The organism is Sporosarcina sp. ACRSL (genome assembly GCF_022346605.1).
Classification (GTDB): Bacteria; Bacillota; Bacilli; order Bacillales_A; family Planococcaceae; genus Sporosarcina.
In genome coordinates this window covers 250,933-265,236 of sequence record NZ_JAKRNT010000006.1, presented here as the reverse complement: position 1 = coordinate 265,236, position 14,304 = coordinate 250,933, and the positions used below count along the sequence as shown (strand labels likewise).

Below are 14,304 nucleotides of genomic sequence, written 5' to 3'. Positions count from 1 at the left end.
TGGGGTGTCTCGCTCGCTGTCTCTATGCTTCTGTCTCCCTCCCTTTTGTGTTTGTCATTTGTTCGTTGCTCTTCTTCTATTGTTTTCTATTTTTTTTGGGGGGGGGGGGGGGGGGGGCCCCCCGGCAAGTTGGCGCAGCCTGGATACTCTGTGACGCGATTCACAAAAAAGAAATTACATAAATAGGCTATAGATAGCGAGTACTCCGATTGTGCCGAGGACGACAGGCATGACGCCGCCACCGAGAAATGCGATCAGGAAGGCGGTTGCGGCACCGATGACGCCGAATAGGATATTGCCTTCCTGGACGAAAAGGATGGCAGGGAAGATTAGCGCTCCGAGTACGGCGTATGGAATGTTGCTCAGAACACCGCTTACGATCGGAGGCAGTTCTTTTCCATCAAGGAAAGTGAGAGGCACCATCCTTGGGATGTAGGTGACGAGCGCCATTCCAAAAAGCATCCACCAATAGGTCGGTCCCATTATGATTCCCCCTTTACTTTCTGTAGTACGTTTCTATCGCGGCGTGCATAGATGATTTCAATGAAAATCGCCGAACCGAGCGTCGAGACGAGGATCGCCCAGCCGGTGGAAAGCAAGTCGCCGAAGTAGATGATGCAATGGATGACAGCTGCGGTTGCCGCGAGCATGACGACTTTCCGGTTGCCTTTCATGTTGGGCACGAGCAGGCCGATAAACATGGCATACAGGGCGATCGACATGGCGACTTGCAGGAATTCGGGCAAGTTGGCGCCAATGACGTGGCCGGCAGCTGTGAAGATGACCCAGCTTCCATAGGCGATGATTGCCACACCGAAGGCAAAGGAGGTCGTGATTTTCTCCTCTTTTCGCGTTGCCAAGACAGAGAATGACTCGTCCGTGATGCCGAATGAGTAGATGGCTTTTACCCATTTTGGTGCGCGATGCATCTTTTCATTTAACGAAGCCGTCATTAGAAAGTGACGGATGTTGACGATGAAGGTGTTGATGACGATCGTGAACGGGTCAACTCCGAACGAAATAAGGTTGAGCGCTATGTATTGGGATGCACCTGCATAGACGAACATGCTCATGGCTGTTGCTTCGATCAGCGAGAGTCCTGTTGTTTTAGCGAGGAGTCCGAACGTAAGCGCGATCGGGAAGTAGCCGATGGCGATGCTCAGTCCCGCTTTTAGGCCAGAAAAAAATTGATTTTTTTTCATGTTGTCACATCTTTCTCAAATATATGATTGAAATTATACTATATTTTGACGTTTTGGTGTTATTCTAGTAGGGAAAAGGGAATATTCGAAGGAGAATATGGAAATCGGTATGTGCGATTGTTGACAGGCGAGGGTGTTGCAGATGAATGAATGGATGGACGTTGATAAAATTATTGAATTGTCGGGACAATATAAGGCGTTAGGTCCGTTTATCGGACTGTTGTTGCCGTTCATAGAGTCCTTTTTGCCTTTTTTACCGCTGTTTGTGTTCGTTTTCGCAAACGCGGGTGCATATGGGTTATGGTATGGGTTCATTCTGTCATGGGCAGGTACGGTTGCGGGTTCTTATGCGGTGTTTTTGATCATCCGAAATTATGGTCGAAATCGTTTTTTGCGTTTTTTGACGAAGAATGCGCGTGTGCAGCAGTTGATTGGATGGGTTGAGCGGAACGGATTCGGTCCGTTGTTCTTGCTCATTTGTTTTCCATTTACGCCTTCCGCGCTCGTGAATCTCGTGGCGGGCTTATCGAATATGAAGAAGAAGACGTATTTGTTGATTTTGATGGCAGGGAAGTTCGTCATGATTTTCACGATCAGCTTCATCGGGCATGATCTGAAAGCATTGCTCACGCAGCCTATACGGACAGGAATCGTTGTAGGGATCATCGTTCTTCTTTGGTTGGTCGGCAAGTGGTTTGAGAAGCGGCTTGAGCGAAAAGTGGAAGAGGAGTCGAGCTCGATTTTTCAGGAGAAAGATGAAAAATGAGGGCAGTTATGCGCAAAGAGCGAGGTTTATGCACATATCTGCCGAGTTATGCGTGAGAAATCAGTTTTATGCGTCATTCTAGTTTTTTATGCGTGGAAAGATGGATTTATGCGTAGATATAGCGTTTTATGCGCGGATATTTGAATTTATGCGTGATTCTTGAACCGCGGGGATATCTCGTCCTCGCGTACTACCTTTCGCGCTGGGTGCATTTTACAAATCAAATAACCTATCAAATAGTTCCTGTCCTCCTTAACTTTCGGTACAATGAAAGAAAGGAAGATAGGATTTTTTTATCTTCATTCAGCAGGTATCGAAAACCTGCTGAATGAAGATAAAGCCTCCGGCGGATGTCACAGATTTTGAAGGGAGTCAATTGCGCTGCTAGTGCCTTAATTTCTGCAAAAAACGCAGAAATACGGCAAATCGAACCCTTCGTTGTTCGATTCGCAATTCAAAATCTGGACGCAATCACGCCGAGGCGTGATTGATTTAATTACGAAAGGGGAGAGGGCCATGTCATTGCGGTTTGTGACCGGACGAGCCGGGACGGGGAAAACGACGGTGATTGAACGGGAGATTGCGGCGGAGCTGGAACGGAATCCGTTGGGGCCGGCTGTTATTTTGATTGTTCCTGATCAGATGTCGTATTCCATGGAGCTTAGCTTGTCGGTGAATTTCGGGTTGAATGGCTTGATCCGTGCGCAAGTTTCCACTTTCAAGCGGCTTGCGTGGCGGGTGCTGCAGGAAACGGGCGGCATTACGCGGAAGGAAGTCGACGGGTTCGGTTACCGGATGCTCGTGCGGAGCGTGCTAGAGGAGAACCAGGAGGAGCTGAAGCTATTTCGGCAGGCGGCAAATAAACGTGGCTTTACCGAAAAAATCGGCGATCTCATGAAAGAATTCAGCCGGTATTGCCTCGACCGGGAAACATTAGCCGTTTTTCAACAGCAATTGGTCGCTGCGGATGCCCCAAGGACGTTGCAAGACAAAGTGGGCGATCTTTCATTGTTACTGACAAGAATTGAAGAACGTCTTGGCACTTCCTATGTCGACAGCGAAGGTCATTTGGCGTTACTCACATCTCAGATCAAACACTCGGACCTTATCAAAGGCGCAGAGATTTATATAGATGGATTTGAAAGTTTTACAGCACGGGAGTATGAAATCATTACGGAACTGATGAAGCATGGCAATCGGGTGACGGTCGTCTTGCCGATGGAGTCTGATTTGTCGGGCCATGCGGATCATGAGCTGTTCTTCAATCCCGTCCGGACATCGATGAAGCTCCGGGAGATTGCGCGCAATGAATCGGTGGAAATCGAAGAGGGAATCCATTTGGGAGAACCTCTCCGGTTTGAAAATGAAGAGCTTCGCCATTTCGAGCGGGAGTTTGAAAATTATCCGCCGAAAGAAAGACCTTCCGAAGGGGCAGTTACGTTAATCGAAGCGACGGACCGGCGGGCGGAAGTCCATGCGGTCGCTAGAAAAATACGAGAGCTCGTCATGAAGGGTGAACGATATAAAGAGATTTCGATCTTATACCGGCAGCCTGAAAAATACGACGAACTCATTGAAACGATCTTTTCGCAATATGATATCCCAGTGTTCATTAGCCGGAAAAAGCCGATGCTCCATCATCCGCTCATCGAGTTTTCGAGGTCCATCCTTGAAGCCGTGACGTCGAGCTGGACGTACGAATCGGTATTCCGAGCGGTGAAAACGGATTTGTTTTTCCCGCATCGTGAGGATAAGCTTCTATGGCGGGAGCGGGCGGACCGATTGGAAAATTATGTGCTTGCGAACGGAATCTATGGCAATCGATGGTTCGACGAGACGAGATGGAAAGTGAAACGGTACCGTGGGCTTGAATTGCATACGACCGTCCAGACCGATGAGGAACTGCAATTGGAGCAGGAGCTTCATATGATCCGAGATTTGATCCGGGAGCCGCTTGCCCAATTCCAAGGAAGGCTGAAACGATCAAAAAATGGACGAGATGTCGCTGAAGCGCTGTTCCTATTCATGGAATCGCTCCAAGTATTCGATAAGATAGTCGATTTGCGAGCGGAGGAAGAGCGTGCGGGCCGTTTGTTGAACGCGACGGAGCATGAACAGGCTTGGAATTCGTGGATTAATGTCCTTGATCAGTTTGTGCTCATGTTCGGCGATAAAGAAATGGAATTGAAGGAAGCGGCACGTATTTTGGATGAAGGATTTGATACGCTCGAATTTACGCGTATTCCGCCGTCGCTCGACCAAGTGACAGTGACGACGATCGAGCTTGCGAGCCTCATGGAAATTGATGTCGGATTTGTCATCGGCGTCAATGATGGCGTATTGCCACAACGAATTGACGCGGATGGCCTTTTGTCAGATTCCGACCGGGAATGGTTCGCGATGAGCGGAATCGAGTTAGCTCCATCCTCAAAAATGAAACTGATGGACGAATCGTATATGGCTTATCGTGCGTTCACTTCGGCGAGGGAAAAGCTTTTCATTTCCTACCCGATTGCGGATGAAGAAGGGAAATCGCTATTGCCTTCGCTTTATATCGCCCGCATCCAGCAGCTATTGCCAGGGATCGAGCTGCAAATGGCAGTTTCAGATCCGTCTGAATTGCCGAATGAAGAGGAGCAGGCTGACTATATTATCCACCCGCGGACGGCACTGCCGTATGTTTCGATGAAAGTGAAGGAAGCCGAGCAGACGAGTGAGCTTGCGCCGGAATGGCGGGCGGTGCTCGCTTATTACGAGGATGATCCGTTATGGTCATCCGTCTTACAATACATTACGAAGCCGGTGAAAGACCGAAATGAAACAGAGCGGCTAGCGCCCGCGATTACAGAGGGCTTGTATGGCACATCGTTCGTCTCAAGTGTTTCACGAATTGAGTCGTATTACAGCTGTCCGTTCCAGCATTTCGCTTCGTACGGGCTCGGATTGCAGGAACGGATGGAGTTCACACTTGAAGCCCCATCGATCGGGGATTTATTCCACGCGGCGCTGAAATGGGTGTCGGACGAAATGAACCGGACGGGTAAATCGTGGACGGAGTTATCGAAGGAGCAATGCTGGCAGTTGTCGAGGGACGCAATGGAGCATATTGCACCGATGTTCTTCAACCGCATTTTGCTTTCGACGAGCCGCTATCATTATATCCGAAGGAAATTGACGCATATCGTCATGCGTACGATTTTTGCGCTTGGTAAACAGGCGACGAAAAGCGTGTTCCGTCCTGTCGCAATCGAAGCGGCGTTCGGACCGGGAGAGCAGCTGCCACCTCTTGAAATTCAACTGCGCCGTGGCAATCAAATGAAATTGCGCGGAAGAATCGACCGGGTCGATGCAACGGAAATCAACGGAAAGAATTATGTACGGATCGTCGACTATAAATCTTCTTCACAGCAATTGGATTTGACGGATGTCTACTATGGCATCTCCTTGCAAATGTTAACGTACCTCGATGTCGCCGTCGAGCATGCGGAGGAGTGGATCGGGTTTAAGGCGGATCCTGCAGGTGTGCTTTATTTACACGTCCACAATCCGATGATCCGGACGGAGCTCGAGCTGACGGAGAATTTGATTGAGGCAGAGATGTTGAAGTCATATAAGATGAAAGGCTATTTGCTCGATGACCCTCAAGTCGTCATGGGTATGGATGCGCAGCTCGGCAAGACGTCGAGCGTCATTCCTGCCGCATTGAAGACGGATGGGACATTTACGAAAGCGTCCAAAGTGTTGTCACCGGATGATTTGCAAATCGTCCGCAAGTTTGTGAGGAAGCGCCATCAGCAGGCAGGGGACGGGATGCTTGCAGGGGATGCCCGGGTGTATCCGTACCGATTGAAGGATAAGATGCCGTGCCAATATTGCTCGTATCGCTCGGTCTGTCAATTCGACCCGACGAATCCTGAGCAAAAATATCGACACTATGAAAGCTTGAACCCGGAACAATCCCTAGAAAAGATGCGGAAGGATGTGAATGATGATGGACATTCCAGTTAAACCGGCAGATGTGACGTTTACGGACGCCCAGTGGAAGGCGATCTGGGCGACGGGGAAAGACGTTCTCGTATCGGCTGCGGCCGGTTCGGGAAAGACAAAAGTGCTTATCACGCGGATGATCGAGAAAGTATTAAGTGAAAAAAATCCGATTGATGTCGATGAATTGCTTGTCGTCACGTTCACAAATGCCGCTGCTGCAGAAATGCGCCATCGGATGGCGGAAGCTTTGGAAGAGGCAATTGCTGCCAATCCAGATTCCATCCATTTGCGCAGGCAGTTGAGTTTGTTGAATAAAGCGCAAATTTCCACATTGCATTCATTCTGTTTGAACGTTGTTCGTCAATATGCCTATTTAATCGATATCGATCCAGGATTTAGAATCGCCGATACTACGGAAGCGGCATTGCTGCGGGACGATACGATCGGTGAAGTGCTTGAGGATGCTTATAATGCCGAAAATCCTGAAGCGATGTACCGGCTTGCCGACAGTTTCACATCAGATCGAAACGACCAGTCGATCGAGACGCTTATCGATAGGCTGTACGATTATTCACGGGTCCACCCTTCACCCGAAAGATGGCTAAGAATGATTCCGATGCAATATGAATTGGACGACGATGTGACAATCGATGAACTTGATTTTATCGAACCGTTGAAGACGGCGATCCTGCATACTCTAGAAGAAGCGATTCATCTGACGGAGGATACGAAGCGGATCGCCATGATGCCGGAAGGTCCTGAGCCGTTAATTGCAACGGCTGATGCTGATTTGCAATGGCTCAGGGAAGCGAAGCGGAGGATCGAAGAAGGGTCGTGGGAAGACACCTATCACTTTTTCAGCACGCTTACATGGGTGAAGGCAGGGACGATCAAGAAAAACAGTTGCGATGAAGTGTTGGCGAAACGAGCGAAGGCTCTTCGTGATTCTGTTAAGAAAATTGTCAATTCATTGAAAGAATCGTATTTTACGAGGACACCAGCGCGTCTATTGGATGAAATCCGTCTGATGGCGCCGATGATGCATACGCTTGTTGAGCTCGTCATCGATTTTGGCGAGAGATACGGGAAAGTCAAAATGGACCGGGGACTCGTCGACTTTTCGGATCTGGAGCATTTCGCATTGCAGATTCTTGCAACGGAGAAGGACGGGGAACTTGTCCCGTCCGATATTGCGGTCGATTATTTGAACAGGTTCGCAGAAGTCCTCGTCGATGAATACCAAGACGTCAACTTGCTGCAAGAGGCGATCATCCAGCTTGTGAAGCGTGGCAGCGAGGCGGACGGGAATTTGTTCATGGTTGGAGATGTAAAACAGTCGATTTATCGCTTCAGACTAGCTGAGCCAGGACTATTTCTTGGGAAATACAATCGATTTACGTCGGATGATGGGGAAAATGGTCTGAAAATCGATTTGAACGCCAATTTCCGAAGCCGGAAAGAAGTATTGGACGCGACGAATTTCATTTTCTCCCAAGTGATGGGGAAACGGGTCGGAGAAGTCGAATACGATGACGCGGCCGCATTGAAATATGGTGCCCGTTATCCCGAGAAGGAAGCACCTGCCGCATTGACCTTGCTATACGAAGTTGATGAAGATGAGATGGAATCGGAAGCGACGGAGCTGACCGGACAAAGCTTGAAGAGTTCACAGGCCGAAGCGAGATATATGATACGGAGAATTAAAGAGCTGATGGCTTCCGGTGCTGAAGTGACTGATGCTTTCACAGATAAAAGGCGTCCGCTTGAATACCGAGATATCGTCATCCTCATGAGGTCGATGACTTGGTCCGGGGAAATCGCGGAAGAGTTCAAGCTTGCAGGCATCCCGATCTACGCGGAATTGTCGCGCGGCTATTTCGAGGCAATCGAAGTGATGATCATGCTCAATACACTACGTGTCATTGACAACCCGTATCAAGATATCCCGCTCGCATCGGTCCTTCGTGCACCGTTCGTCGGCATGACGGAAAACGAATTGGCACAAGTCCGGCTCGCTGCGAAAAATAAACCATTCTACGAAGCGTTGAAATTGTTCATGGCTACAGGCGGGGCAGGGATGGCCGCAGAAACGCAAGTGAAATTACAGCGTTTCTTCCTCATGTTTGAGGACTGGCGCAATTTGGCGCGTCGCGGTTCATTGTCGGAGCTTATCTGGCAAGTGTATAACGATACCCATTATTATGAAATGGTCGGTGCGATGCCGAACGGCAAACAGCGGCAAGCGAATTTACGCGCTCTTCATGACCGTGCGATCGATTACGAGAAGACATCTTTCCGTGGGCTATTCCGTTTCCTGCGATTCATTGACAGGATGCAGAAACGCGGGGATGATCTCGGCGCTGCCCGTTACGTGAGCGAGACGGAGGATGTCGTCCGAATCATGACAATCCATTCATCGAAAGGACTCGAATTCCCTTACGTTTTCGTCGCGGGAGCAGGTAGACAGTTCAATAAGATGGATTTCCATGAGCCTTATTTATTCGACCAGCATTTCGGGTTGGCGGTAAAAGCGATTGACCCTGACTTGCGCATTACGTACACCTCCCTTCCATTCCTTGCGATGAAAGAGAAGAAGGAGCTTGAAATGCGAGCAGAGGAGATGCGGGTGCTCTACGTCGCAATGACGAGGGCGAAGGAGCATCTGGAATTAATTGCGACCGTCAAGGACATTGAAAAGTCGATCGGCAGTTGGCAAGATGCACAGCTCATTCAAGAAGGTGAAATGCTGCCGGAATATACGAGATCGCGGGCAAACGGCTATCTGGATTGGATCGGGCCGGCAATCGCTCGGCATCCGGATTTTGAGAAATTTGGGGTGATGGATGGAGGCAGTTCCGTAAACGATCCGTCGAAATGGGAAATTTCTGCGTATCCGGTTTCTTCATTCCTCGAGGCAGAATCGGAAGATATTGAGGAAGACATTGTCGAACAAGCGGAATATGAACAATCCGAAGAATTCATAGATGCGGATTGGACCGAGGAAGTGAAGCGGAGATTTGACTACGTCTATCCATTCCTTGCTTCCGTTGAAAAGCGTTCCAAGCAGACGGTCAGCGACTTGAAAAGAGTGGCGCTTCTTGAACAGGAGCCGGACTTCGACGATTTCTTTACAGTGAAGGATGACGAAGTGAGCACCCCTTATTTACATGACCGTCCGGCGTTCATGCAATCGAGAGCTTTGTCCGGAGCGGAAATCGGGACGGCGATGCATACGATCATGCAGCATATTGACCTGTCGAAGACGCATACAGTACAGGACGTCGATCGATTTGTCACTGAATTGACGAATCGCCAATTGCTGACGGTAGAAGAAGCGAACGCAGTAGACGTGAAAGCGGTCGTGCAATTTTTCGGGACGTCACTTTTCAAGAGATTATCAGCATCAGCGAGGATGCTCCGGGAAGTGCCGTTCACGTATGCATATGATGCAAATGATGGAGATCACCAGATTTTGCAAGGGATTGCCGATTGTCTTTTCGAAGAAAAGGACGGCTGGGTGTTGCTCGATTATAAAACGGACCGGATTCGTGGAAGGTTTAGGTCTGAACAAGAGATTCAGGATGAAATGCAAAAACGGTATGGCATCCAGCTAAGTCTCTATAAAAAAGCGGTCGAGTCAATCGCAGGAATCACGATAAAAGAAATGGTCCTCTATTTGTTTGACGGGGAGAGGATTGTGCATGTTCAGGAGGAGACAGTTTGAACGTATCACCGACACTCGGAAATCGCATTGAATCGCTGGACACCTTGAGGGGCTTTGCGCTCCTCGGGATATTCATCGCGAATATGCTTATTTTCCATTCACCTTATTTCTATATCGATGCACATTCGTATTTTAGTACACCGAGTGATGTGGCATCATACAAGCTGATCAATATTTTTGTCGAAGCGAGCTTTTACCCGATTTTTGCAATGCTGTTCGGGTATGGATTGAATATGCAATATGAAAAAGCGATTGCGATCGGGACGTCTCATGTGCCGATGATGGCGAAGCGCCTTGCCATTCTAATGGGATTCGGCCTAATTCATGCATTGTTCGTCTGGTCAGGGGATGTTTTATTCACCTATGCGCTGATGGGCTTTATCATGCTGGCAGCGATTAGGCTCCCGAAAAAATGGCTTCTTTGGATTGCTTTAATCGTCTATTTGATTCCAACCTTCTTATTCATCGGCTTAATCTATTTACTTGCAAAGCTTGATCCGAACCAATTAATGGATGGGTTTGTCGATATTCAGCAGATTGAATTAGCGATTACGGCATATGCACATGGAACATATGGGGAAGCATTTGTTTTCCGTTTTTCGGAGTGGCTCATCTACGGTTTAATGAACGCCTTCCTTGGTGCTTTCATGGTATTGCCATTGATTATGTTGGGGGCTCTCTTCTCGAAGTTGAAGCTGTTTGAGCGGGCTTCTGAAATGAAAGTCAGAATCGCCCTTGTTGGCGTCATTGCGTTAGCAGCCGGGATTTTCATTAAATCTTGGCCATATATGGATAGCCATGCGTATCACAATCAATTAATCCAGCAGCTTCTCGGTGGTCCGATTTTGGCGATCGGCTATGCAAGCGTCATTATCTTGCTTTGCCAGCTGCCGATTTTCCGGACGATCTTCCGTCCTGTTTCCAAGGCGGGGCGCATGTCGTTGACGACGTATTTGATGCAGTCCATCATCGCGACGACGATTTTTTACGGGTACGGTTTCGGTCTATATGGAAAAGTCGATATCGAGACAGGTACGCTAATCGCAGTCGGTATTTTTGCCATCCAAGTCATTTTTGCCGAGCTCTGGTTGTTGAAGTTCAGAATGGGACCGTTCGAATGGTTATGGCGAAAAGGGACGTATGGAAAAAACATGCCGAAAAAAGAAGGAAAAGAACAAGCTTTGTAGAATTATAGTGGCTATGGAAGATTGTTTTGTGAGTGTTTTCCACATTATAAGGAAGGATGGGCTCGTACATGAAACTTTTATCGTTCCGGTTTGAAGGAAGAACATTATTCGGTCCGAAAGTGAAGAAAGAGGAAGCGGTCTGGGATGTGAAATCAATTGCCGAAGCATTCGGCGAAACGGATTTCCCTTCAACAATCATCGAAGGTATTGCAGGAGGTTTGGAGTTTGTTGAAAAGGTGAGGAAGCTCGCCGAACAAGCTCGGAATAGTGAAAATCCGGAACAATTCAAGTATGCATTCACGGATATCGAATGGCTTTCGCCAATCCCGCGTACACCGAAAAACGTCCTTTGCGTCGGCAAAAACTATGCGGAACATGCGGCTGAAATGGGGGCGGATGCACCGCCTGAAAAATTGATGATTTTCACGAAATCGCCGACTGCGATTGCGGCGGACGAAGAAGAGCTTCCGGCGCACGCAGACGTTACAGATAGTCTTGATTATGAAGGTGAGTTGGCAGTCGTCATCGGAAAGAAAGGGCGACGCATTCCGAAGCAGCTCGCGTATGATCATGTATTTGGTTATACGATTGCGAATGATATAACGGCGAGGAACGTTCAATCTGCGCATAAGCAGTTCTTCCTCGGAAAAAGCTTGGACGGCTCTTGTCCGATGGGTCCTTACATCGTCACGAAGGATGAAATTCCGAATGCCCATAACCTTTCGATCGTAACAAAAGTGAATGATGAAGTCCGTCAAAACGGAAATACATCTGATATGATTTTCAAGATTGATGAGCTAATTGCAGAAATCTCAAAATATGTCACACTTGAGCCTGGCGATGTCATTTTGACAGGTACGCCAGCAGGAGTCGGGAAAGGGATGAACCCGCCGAAATTCTTGAAAGCTGGCGATACAGTGAAGATTTCTGTTGAAGGCATCGGCACACTCGTCAATTACTTTGTATAAGCGCTATCCCTACTTTGGAAAGCTTTTCTATGATAGTATAAAGAAGACTTTATCTTTGTTCAGCAGATAATTTCTACTTCCATAGGTGGATAGATGTATGACAGCTTATTTTCTTACTCCATGGGTGTACAAACGCCTGCTAAACAAAGATAATGCCTCCGGCGGATGTCACGGATTTTGAAAGGAGTTTAGGAAGGCAACCTAATTTCGCCGCGTCCTGCGGCAACGGTTGCATGACCAACATCCTGTTGGCCCCAAGTACAATTCAAAATCCGGACGCAATTTCGCCAAGGCGAAATTGATTATATTTGATGAGGTGAACGGTTTGGACTTTTTATCGAGTACGCCACATTTCCATATTTTCACGTGGGTTGTTGGCATTATCCTATTCCTCGTTGCAGCTGTCATGGCGAACGGGACGAAAGGGAAAAAGATTACACATATGATTGCACGCCTATTTTACGTGCTTATCCTTATTTCTGGGGTCGCCCTCTTTATGAAAGGGATGGATTACGGAAGAGGTGCTGAATACGGATTTAAATTCCTGCTCGGCTTGTTGACGATCGGAATGATGGAAATGGTGCTAGTTCGTTCAGCAAAGGGGAAGAAAGTGACAGCATTTTGGATTGTGTTTTTCGTCTCCCTTTTTGCAACGATGTACCTCGGCTTCAAATTGCCGATGGGCTTTGAATTTTTCTAATTGAAATAAGAATAGCAAGTAGGTAGAAAACCGCTGGCGAGAATGCTGGCGGTTTTTTGGTGTGTTCACGGACGGCCATAAGGTTATGTTCGCAACGCTGCGCTTGTGCTCTCAACGCTTACGCTTTTGTTCGCAGAGACCGTTCTTCGTGACGGCTTTCGCTTTTGTTTATTTCACAAATCCGACGTATTTCTTTGCTGTCATACTGCTTTTTCACTACATCCCATAGCGGGTGACGGTCGGTTTTGTTAAAATGGCTAGAGATAGCACGTTGGAGGAGGCTTTTTTCGTGAAGGGGAAACGTTTGATTGGCATCGTTGCCATTTTTTTATTGTTAAATTCTGCTTTATTGCCGGCTTCTGCATCCGCGAAAGCGGAGCGCAGTCTCATGGATGAAAGCATATATGATCTATTGGTGGACCGTTTCAACAACGGTGAAGGAAGGAACGACATCGATGTCGATGCACAAAAAGAAAGTGCCTTCAATGGCGGTGACTTCATCGGTATCCAAAAGCGATTGCAGCATATTATCGAAATGGGCTTTACAACGATTTCTTTAGGTCCTATTTTTAAAACCGAAACGTATGAAGGAAATAACGTATTGTCCTATAGCGAACTGGATCTGCATTTCGGTACGGCGGAAGAGCTTACGGCATTAGTGGAAGAAATTCATGAAAAGGATATGAAAGTGATTGCAGATTTTCCTCTCGGGAAAGTAAGCGCAGACCATGAGTGGACGAAAGGGCAGTCATACAAGTTCATCCATTCCGCGGATGGAACGGTAGATTGGGATGCGAACGACACGAATGTGCAGGTTGCTTTGATCGAAGCAGTAGTCAACTTTGTCACTTCTTATAATTTGGATGGAATTCGCTTGACGAAGCTTAACGGATTTGATCAAGCCTTCTTGAATGAAATGATCGACGCGATCCGAGACGCTCAGCCGGGCGCTTACGTATTGACGAATGAAGAGAGCGAAGCCAATTTTGACTTGAAGCCAAACAAAGCTAAAATGGAAGCGCTCCGTCAGTCATTCGTAAGAGCGGATCCGGATTCATCCTCGTTGAATATCTTCAGTGATACTGAACCCGGATTGATTCAATATGATGACTTGACGGGATCGCGTTTCACCTATGATATGGTGGAAGCCCGAATGTTCCCGCCGACACGATGGAAATTAGCGGCAACTGCATTATTCACGCTACCCGGCGTACCGCTCATGCCATACGGTACGGAAATCGCGGTAAACGGAAAAGAAGCGCCGGAAAGCCATCCGTTTTTAAACTTCAAGACGGACATGGAACTAAAAGATCTAATCGGCAATTTGAATTTACTCCGCAATCAATCGGACACGCTTCGTAACGGGAAATTTGAAATGCTGCATAATGAAGACGGATATATCGTCTTTACGCGGAGTTCAGCGGATGAAACATGGCTTATCGCGATCAATAACACATCGGAAACAGCTAGCGTTGTAATTCCTGCTGAAAAAATTGGAGACAATAAGAGATTACGCGGGTTAATCGATGGCGATCTTATTCGCGAGTCCGATGACGGTATCTTCCGGGTCGTTCTCGATCGGGAGATTGCGGAAGTGTATTTTGCGGATGAAGATAAAGGCTTCAATACACCTTTTCTCATTGCATCGATCCTCGTCTACGTCCTCTTCCTCGGCTTCCTGTTCCTAGTCATCAAAAAAGGGCGGGAGAAAAGAAGTACGGAAGACAAAACTGCATAACAAAAAGCAAATGCCTTTTCGGACATAGTTAG

Annotated in this window: 9 protein-coding genes; 7 read left to right on the top strand and 2 right to left on the bottom strand. The window is 47.7% G+C overall.

All coding sequences use genetic code 11. From position 1 onward, the window contains the following. Nucleotides 1–174 precede the first annotated feature (174 nt). Complete coding sequence (locus MHZ92_RS11065) at nt 175–483, bottom strand: AzlD domain-containing protein (RefSeq protein WP_239431751.1); 309 nt, start codon at nt 481–483, stop codon at nt 175–177. Next, nucleotides 483–1,202 (bottom strand): AzlC family ABC transporter permease, encoded by a 720-nt coding sequence (locus MHZ92_RS11060; RefSeq protein WP_239431750.1) that lies wholly within the window; start codon nt 1,200–1,202, stop codon nt 483–485. Before MHZ92_RS11060 ends, MHZ92_RS11065 begins: the two co-directional genes overlap by 1 nt. Before the next feature lie 142 nt (nt 1,203–1,344). Between MHZ92_RS11060 and MHZ92_RS11055 the strand changes: the two genes are divergently transcribed. The 7 genes from MHZ92_RS11055 (at nt 1,345) to MHZ92_RS11025 (ending at nt 14,272) form a co-directional block, all read left to right on the top strand. Next, the gene (locus tag MHZ92_RS11055; protein ID WP_239431749.1) at nt 1,345–1,968 is read left to right on the top strand and encodes a TVP38/TMEM64 family protein; all 624 of its coding nucleotides are present in this window, start codon (nt 1,345–1,347) and stop codon (nt 1,966–1,968) included. 516 nt (nt 1,969–2,484) lie between these two features. Beyond that, entirely contained in the window at nt 2,485–5,976 is a 3,492-nt protein-coding gene (gene addB, locus MHZ92_RS11050; RefSeq protein WP_239431748.1) for a helicase-exonuclease AddAB subunit AddB, read from the top strand. After that, a complete protein-coding gene (gene addA / locus MHZ92_RS11045) occupies nt 5,954–9,679 on the top strand; it encodes a helicase-exonuclease AddAB subunit AddA (RefSeq protein WP_239431747.1) in 3,726 nt (1,241 codons plus the stop codon). The genes addB and addA overlap by 23 nt, the downstream gene beginning before the upstream one ends. Beyond that, nucleotides 9,676–10,866 (top strand): DUF418 domain-containing protein, encoded by a 1,191-nt coding sequence (locus MHZ92_RS11040; protein WP_239431746.1) that lies wholly within the window; start codon nt 9,676–9,678, stop codon nt 10,864–10,866. Before addA ends, MHZ92_RS11040 begins: the two co-directional genes overlap by 4 nt. A gap of 68 nt (nt 10,867–10,934) precedes the next feature. After that, a complete protein-coding gene (locus MHZ92_RS11035) occupies nt 10,935–11,834 on the top strand; it encodes a fumarylacetoacetate hydrolase family protein (RefSeq protein ID WP_239431745.1) in 900 nt (299 codons plus the stop codon). A gap of 325 nt (nt 11,835–12,159) precedes the next feature. Then, nucleotides 12,160–12,534 carry a YisL family protein gene (locus MHZ92_RS11030; protein WP_239431764.1) on the top strand — a complete coding sequence of 125 codons (375 nt, stop codon included), beginning with the start codon at nt 12,160–12,162 and terminating at the stop codon, nt 12,532–12,534. Between the two features lie 289 nt (nt 12,535–12,823). After that, entirely contained in the window at nt 12,824–14,272 is a 1,449-nt protein-coding gene (locus MHZ92_RS11025; protein ID WP_239431744.1) for an alpha-amylase family glycosyl hydrolase, read from the top strand. The last annotated feature ends 32 nt before the right edge of the window (nt 14,273–14,304 follow it).